At 44.5% G+C, this 7,183-nt stretch carries 5 protein-coding genes; 1 reads left to right on the top strand and 4 read right to left on the bottom strand.

The annotated features are described in order from the left end of the window. The first annotated feature begins 326 nt into the window (after window positions 1–326). Window positions 327–536, top strand: a complete 210-nt coding sequence (locus R8O11_RS22900) for a hypothetical protein (RefSeq protein ID WP_033907513.1) — start codon at window positions 327–329, stop codon at window positions 534–536. 145 nt (window positions 537–681) lie between these two features. Here R8O11_RS22900 and R8O11_RS22895 read toward each other — a convergent pair whose 3' ends face one another. From R8O11_RS22895 to zntR, 4 genes are all read right to left on the bottom strand, one after another. Then, on the bottom strand, window positions 682–2,817 hold the full coding sequence (locus R8O11_RS22895) for a lysine decarboxylase CadA (RefSeq protein WP_318194464.1): 2,136 nt from the start codon (window positions 2,815–2,817) through the stop codon (window positions 682–684). A 117-nt stretch (window positions 2,818–2,934) separates the two neighbouring features. Beyond that, complete coding sequence (gene cadB / locus R8O11_RS22890) at window positions 2,935–4,278, bottom strand: cadaverine/lysine antiporter (RefSeq protein ID WP_104979812.1); 1,344 nt, start codon at window positions 4,276–4,278, stop codon at window positions 2,935–2,937. A 670-nt stretch (window positions 4,279–4,948) separates the two neighbouring features. Then, the gene (gene cadC / locus R8O11_RS22885) at window positions 4,949–6,511 is read right to left on the bottom strand and encodes a lysine decarboxylation/transport transcriptional activator CadC (protein WP_005382530.1); all 1,563 of its coding nucleotides are present in this window, start codon (window positions 6,509–6,511) and stop codon (window positions 4,949–4,951) included. 163 nt (window positions 6,512–6,674) lie between these two features. Then, window positions 6,675–7,073, bottom strand: coding sequence for a Zn(2+)-responsive transcriptional regulator (gene zntR / locus R8O11_RS22880; RefSeq protein ID WP_005382529.1), 399 nt, complete (start codon window positions 7,071–7,073; stop codon window positions 6,675–6,677). Between the last annotated feature and the right edge of the window lie 110 nt (window positions 7,074–7,183).

The raw sequence follows: 7,183 nt of genomic DNA, 5'->3' as shown, positions 1-7,183 counted from the left end.
CAACGAGTGCCCACACAGATTGATAGGTTCTTATTTTTAAAGAGCTTTTCTAACATTTTCAGCAACTTAGTTGCTCGTCGTTAGGGGTGCGTATCTTACTTCACACCGTGAGAGAGTCAAGCATTTTTTTCAAATTCTTTTTTCTCTCTTCCCGACTCGCTGTGTGACTTTCGTCTCACTCCGTGTCGGTGGATGCGCAGTATAGGGGGTTGAGAAATTAGCACAAGCGTTTTTTGCAAAAAAACCTTCAACCGCACAAATAACGAGCATTCTGCATAGATACTCAACGATCTTGTCTAATATTTCGGGTTGCAGAGGATCTTTTCATGATGAAACACCTGACTTCTGCATTAAAAGATCGCCGGTTTCTTTGTGATTTCGTTGCTGATCTTATCTCTCTTGGTTCTTTTTTCTCTTTCTATCTATATAAAGATGAAAAAAAAGAGCAGAACGATGACGAACTGCTCTTTTGGTCTTTGCTTTTTATTTGGGGTACTTCAGGTGAAGTCTTGGAAAAGTGTTTCTTCTATATATAGAAGAAAAGATCAGAGCATCCTTGCCCTTCTCTTTACGACAGATTAGTTAGGGGTATATCTAAATGTCGTTATTGTTCGATGACGCATTGAGCTCGTAAGAGTGGAGCATGCTTGCATTCCCAATGGCGTCATCTTCGAGAGGAACTTAGTTCTTCAATACTTTTACGGTGTAACTACCATCTTTTTGTTGGTATAGACCGTGGATGTCGGTTTCGAAACCTGGGTAATGCGCACCGATCTCACAAAGCATCTCTAGGAAGTCCAGCACAGGGCGAGACTCTTGAGTCACCATTTCACCAGGAAGTACTAGTGGCACACCTGGAGGGTAAGGAAGGATCATGTTCGCACTTACGCGGCCAACCATTTCTTCCAGTTTGATTTCTTCGATGTTGCCACGAAGCTCTTCTTGCCATGCTGCGTGTGGTGTTACTTTCATTTCTGGAAGTACATCGAACGCTTTGTACATTAGCTCAGGTAGGTTGTATTTCTTAGTTAGGTCATGAATCGCTTGTGCTAGTTCTTGAACACGCATGCCTTCATAGAAGCTTGGGTCTTCGTTGTATAGTGAAGGTAGGAAGCTCTTGATGGTTAGGTTCAAGTCGTAGCCACGTTTAAATTCAGTTAGGCCGCGTAGCAATTGCATTGCTTTTGATTTGTCGATACCGATTGAGAATAGGAACAACAAGTTGTATGGACCTGTTTTCTCTACCACGATGCCGCGCTCGTCTAGGAATTTAGCCACCAGCGAAGCAGGAATACCTGATTCTTCTAGTTCGCCTTCTTTATTCATCCCCGGAGTCAGTAGCGTTACTTTGATTGGGTCAAGATACATGTGGTTGTCATCCATGTTCTTGAAGCCGTGCCATGTGTCGCTAGGGTCTAGTTTCCAACATTCCGTGGTATCGATGTTTTCTGGTTGCCATACATCGAAGAACCAGCTGTCGCTTTCTGCTTCTAGACGTTTGATCTCTTTACGGAAGCGGATTGCGCGATCGATAGAGTCTTGCATCAACTTCTTACCAGTGTTGCCGCGCATCATTGCCGCTGCAGTTTCAGTAGAAGCAACAATGCCGTACTGAGGTGAAGTTGAAGTGTGCATCATGAATGCTTCGTTGAAAGATTCTTTATCAAAGTCGCCTTTCACATGAATCATTGAAGCTTGTGAGAACGCAGCCAACAGTTTGTGTGTTGATTGTGTTTCGTAGAACACTTTGCCTGGCATCGCTTCACCACTCATACCACATTTACCTTCGTAAATTGGGTTGAAGTTAGTGTAAGGCACCCAAGCACTGTCGAAGTGGATGTGTTTACAATCTAGCGACTCTTTGATGAATTGTGTGTTGTACAGCAAGCCATCGTACGTTGAGTTAGTCACTACTGCGTAAGTTGGTGCTGTTGCACCTGGTGTTTTCGCCACTTTCTCTGCAATGACATCGCGGCTGAATTCGCTTTGTGGAATACCACCAAGGATGCCGTATGCGTTACGAGTTGGGCGGAAGTAGATTGGTGTCACGTCGCTCATCATCATTAGGTGAGTCAGAGATTTGTGACAGTTACGGTCAATCAGTACTGTGCTGCCCGCAGGCGCTGAGTACATACCCACGATTTTGTTCGATGTAGACGTACCGTTAGTTACGATGTAAGAACTGTCTGCATTGAAGGTACGTGCGATGTATTCTTCTGCATCTTTATGTGGACCTGAGTGGTCTAGTAGAGAACCTAACTCAGGCATTGAGATTGATACGTCCGCTTTGAATGTGTTTGGACCGTAAAAATCATAGAAGATGCTACCAGCAGGGCTTTTTTGGAATGCAGTACCGCCCATGTGACCTGGAGTACAGAAGGTGTACTTACCTTCTTCTACGTATTTGAATAGCGCTTTAGTGAATGGAGGCATAATGGCATCTTTGTATGCCTCAGTCGCTTGGTTGATTTTGATAGCGATGTCGTCAGCCATACCTAAAGCGTACTCGAAGAAGCTCACGTTTAGACGTAGGTCTGTTAGTGAAATGTCTAGAGTAGACTGTTCGTTAGCAAATGCGTGAACAGGCAGTTTTTCGTTGATTTGGCTGATACGTTCACATAGCTCTAGTGAGTATTTATCCCAATCGAACAGCACACCGCAAATGCGAGGGTTCATCTCAATCATTTTGATCAAGTCTTTATCATCTACTGGGTAAACCACTTCGTAGCCCGCTTTCTCAAGAGCAGCGTGAAGTTGACAAACTGGCTCTTCTTTAAAGAACACACCCATGTGGTTCAAGATAGCGAATATATTCATTTGGACATCTCCAAGGCGAATGAGGGCGCTCTTTGCCATTTACAGGCAATGAGTAAGGTGAGCGCCGCGTGAATTTGGGTTTTATGGGCTGGCACCCTAGTGCCAGCGTTTTGGGGATTAGTTGCTTGCTTGGGCAGTCATGTCGTCAGCGTGCATTTTCACGTGCTGAGCAAGACCCGCTTTTTTGCTGTAGAACATCAAGATAACTAGAGACACGATGAAGGTTGCTGTTAGCGTACCGCCCTCTGCACCAGCTAGTGCGATGAAGCAGAACAGACAAGCCACACCAGAGAACAGCATTACGAAGCCGTTGCGTGTTGTCATACCTTCGAAGCGAATCAAGTTAATGCTTGAGTAGAAGTAAGGCAGCATTGTTAGTAGAACTGCGTCAGTCGTTAGCTGGTTGAACAGGTCTGATGCGTGTGCTGTTTTAGAGCTGAAGAACATCAGTACAACCATCAGTGCAGTCATCTTGATTGACGCAAGGATTAGACCTTTCTTAGGCACACCGTTTTTGTCAGTTTCGCCGTAGATTTTAGGGAAGTTGCCATCGCTTGCTGCACGTTTACCAGCCTCGCCCACCAGCATCATCCAAGAACCTAGCGAAGTGAAACATGCTAGTGCTGTGAATGCTGATACGAATGGTGCAGTCCAGCTACCGAATAGCTCAGTGGTTGCCAATGCAAATGGCGCACCTGATGCCGCAACTTCTGACGCTGGGAACATGCCGCTGATCATTTGAGTTGATAGGATGTAAATCACACCTGCGATACCAGTACCTAACATAGTTGCTAGTGGTACAGTACGTTTAGGGTTTTCTACCATACCCGTCGATACCGCTGCTGATTCCACACCTACGAATGACCATAGACAGATAAGAACCGCTGTTACTACCGCGTGGCTGTCAGTGCCTGCTGATACGTTCCAGTTTTGGCTGTAAAGCGCAGTATCGAAGTGCGTCCAACCAAATGCAGCTGTACCAACAACTGGGATAAGGATAAGAACTAAACCAAGCGTACATAGACGGCTTACCCAGCTACCACCAAGTAGGTTGACGAAAGTGAAGATCCATACCGATGCAATCGTCGCAATACCTGCTGGAATTGGGTTATTAAGCACAGGGAAGAATACTGAAAGGTAAGAAACACCTGTAATGGCAATAGCCAGGTTACCAATCCAGTTCGCGTGGTAATAAAGAACGCCCGTTTGGAAACCAAATACCGGAGACACTTCGCCAGCATAAGCGATAGGACCACCTTCTTGTGGGTTTTTGGTTGCCAGACGAGCGTAAACGAACGCCAGACTCAGTGCACCGACCAAACAGATCAACCAACTGAAGATTGAAACAGAGCCTACAGAGGCAAGACTAGAAGGTAATAGTGCAATACCACTACCCATCATGTTACCGGCTACGACACCCGTACAGGCAATAAGGCCGATTTTTTTCGCATTCGATGACATAACATCTCCAAATCTATTCTACTCGAGTCAACATGACTCAAACTGAATGGTTATTAGCGAGATGCTATGAGGAGGAACCTTCTCGACCTCGCTAAATTTCGAAGTGAAGACTACGCCCAAAAATCGGGAAAAAAATAAACTTGGTGTTATCAATAAAATGATTAGTTCATCAACATCAAGTTGAGATAAACATGATAAACATGATAAACACAAAAACATAAAACTATATTATTCATATAGTTACAAGAAAAACATCAAACCTTCTACCGATAGATAAACTCTCATCAACTCGTTGGTCATCGCGATAAAAGTTATCAACCTCTATCAACTTCCCCATCCCGAAGGGTTAATTCCCTGAAGTGTTGATTCCATAAATCTCTCCCTGATCGCGCTTCTTGACCCAAGTCAATATTCATCTCGCATGCAAGAAGGCACCAAAATCATTCTCGCCACATAACTCATCCAGACACTTCATACAATCAATAGAGATAGAGATAGAGATAGAGATAGAGAAGCAAAGCGGGTATGTATTCCCGTTGCAAGCTTGCGTTGTTAGCTCCTTCGTAAGTCATTGCCCCACCGCCCCACCCTTTTCACTTTTCGACAGCGACAAAAAAGCCCCTCATCGAAATGAGGGGCTAGCATTAGGCTGACGTTGAGTCCGAGAGAATTAAAGCATTCGAACGACAGAAGGGTGAACGGCGCGATACATGGCGTAATCAATCGCCTTCATGTTACTTGGGAAGACCAAGTTTTCGCACAGCAGGTACGTCTCAACCGACGTATCAATATAGAAAGCTTCACTGTAAGACTCACTGGCTAAATCCAGATCACCATCCAATTCGGCGTGCTTACCGCGAATCACATAGGAAAGCACTGAATCACGTAACCTCAATGCCTGTCCGAGATGCCGCTTGGCTAACGCCATGTCACCAATGATGGTTTCGTGCAGTGCTAAAGCTTCATAAATTCGCGGTTGAATTGGCCCCACCATCATTTTCACATTAGTCTCTAGTGCTTCACTGAGCTGCTGCATTCGCCCTTTCTTCAACTCCTGTGAGAAATCAAGTGCCTTTTGTACATGGTAAGCAATCAACAACTCAGCTTGAACGTAAGCATTATCCGGCTCGATTTCTAAAATGTTTTCCATCAAGTCGATACCTTGGCGGAATTGTTTAGTATCAGAGACATTAAGGTAATGGTTAGCCTGAACAAACAACTCCAACGCGTCGGGATTCATTGGCATTCCCGCCACCAGCATCGTAGATTTCAATTTGGCATCCGACACTTTCAGCACTTGCATCAAATCCAACGACGCTTGTTGAAGCACTGTCTTTAAATGACTACTGGTTAACGCGTATTGACGACTAAACAACACTTTCTCAGATGAGTTATTGCGATATTCCACCTCTAAAAAGCTGCCACCGTCATTCTCACGAACTCTCACCACAACCGATTTACCAGGCACAATGCCAGAAGTAAACGACGCCTTCTTTAGCATGACTCGGTAATCACTGACTTGAGCAATGTCGGACATCAACTTTTGGGCGAATCCGTCTGCCAAATCGTAGCTTAATCCTTCATTCGTAAAATTATCTTGAAACTTGAACTCAATCAGATGGGTATCGATGGCTTGGGTAATACGCACTTCCGATTGCTTGTAGGTAAACACGCCCATCACTACGACCAACATACTGATCCAGATGAAGTTCATAATTCCCAATCGCCAAGGGCTGATTTTGTTTTTGCTCTGAGGGGCTTTTTTCTCTTTTGACATCTCGCAGACCGCGCGAGTTAGAGGACCTGCTGGAAAGGTAACGGCTGGTGCTATAGGTAGACAATCCTCTTCCGATTCTTCAACCGAAGGTGGGATCTCTTCATTTTGCCGACTTGTGACAAACTCTTCATGCGTCATAGTAACCACGTTCGCTACCAGCTTATAGCCACGCTTGGGCACCGTGATAACGTAGTTGGTATTTTCCTCTCGACCGTCACGTAGTAGCTTACGCAACTCAAAGATGGATTGAGTCACCACTTGATCGGTCACAATCGCTCCAGCCCAAACGTACTGAATCAATTCCTCGCGGTTGAACACCTCATTCGCATGCTCCGCTAAGAAGTGCAAAAGATTAATTAAGCGTGGCTCAACAGTAACTTCCCTATCTTGTCGATACAGCTTATTTTCATCCACGCTCAAAACCCAGTCATTGATTTGAAAATAGACTCCAACCATGTATGAAAACTCTCGTATCTACAGACAGCGTTACGCTAGGAATCAGACAATGGTCGATTCCTACAAGTAACTAAAGGCAAGATTATAGGTGGGAAAGCAGCGTGTACCTAGAAAAGCAAGTCGCCAAAAATGCAAACTTAAGTTAAGTGATGCAAGAATGAGACTACTCAAGTGCTGCGAGGATAGAGCAATGTGTGGCGTCATCGTCTGTATGACCACAACAAGCATCATTAATCTTCTTCAAAGCTCGGCGAATTTTCGTCAGCTCGTTAATTTTCCCATCAATCAGCTCTAACTTAGCAGAAGTAATGGCTTTTACCTCTGCACAGCTGTGTTCTGTGGCTTCTAACTTAATTTCTAACAGGTCTTTAATTTCATCCAGACTCAAGCCAAGATCTTTACCTTTGAGGATAAAGTGCACCTGCTTTTGATTCTCTTCATCATACAAGCGGTAGCCTGACTCACTTCGTCCTGCGGGTTTTATTAGCGCGTTTTTCTCGTAGAAACGCAATGTATCGGCAGTCACACCACAACGTTTTGCCAGTTCACCTATCTGAAACATAACTTTCCCTATTAACTATCTCGTTACTTTTAAAGCTAAAGAACGACTTTTTTGCAATTATTTTTGAGATGCCAAACGATTGCGCGAGCTTTTTTGTAATAAATTGGTTA

It is taken from the genome of Vibrio sp. 1288, assembly GCF_033344475.1.
The sequence above is the reverse complement of the archived record's forward strand: the minus strand, read 5'-3'. Positions and strand labels throughout refer to the sequence as shown.